2 pseudogenes are annotated in these 295 nt (G+C 59.3%); one reads left to right on the top strand and one right to left on the bottom strand.

Annotation, left to right across the window (positions count from 1 at the left end):
• Positions 1 to 75: pseudogene (locus EE949_RS28960) on the top strand (YceK/YidQ family lipoprotein); the annotation flags it as partial.
• Positions 76 to 217: 142 nt separating this feature from the next.
• Here the strand turns inward: EE949_RS28960 and EE949_RS28965 are convergent.
• Positions 218 to 295 (bottom strand): annotated as a pseudogene (locus EE949_RS28965) (oxidoreductase); the annotation flags it as partial.

Below are 295 nucleotides of genomic sequence, written 5' to 3' on the forward strand. Positions count from 1 at the left end.
CTCGATACGCTGCTGTTGCCACTGTCGTTGTTGACCGTGCTGGGCGTCGGCTTCAACGCCACCGGCGGCCTGTAACGCAATTCTCAACAACACCATAAAACCAATGTGGGAGGGGGCTTGCCCCCGACGGCGGTAGTCCAGTCAATATCTTCAGCGACTGACACTCCGCTATCGGGGGCAAGCCCCCTCCCACATGGGGTTCCGTGTTCGTCTTTATTTATTTACCGAGCTTGCGCAGCTCGTCCGACTCCACCACCCGCACGCCATCCTGTTCTTCCAGCGCCAGGCGCCATAG

Origin of the sequence: Pseudomonas viridiflava, from assembly GCF_900602065.1 — a bacterium.
Lineage (GTDB): Bacteria > Pseudomonadota > Gammaproteobacteria > Pseudomonadales > Pseudomonadaceae > Aquipseudomonas.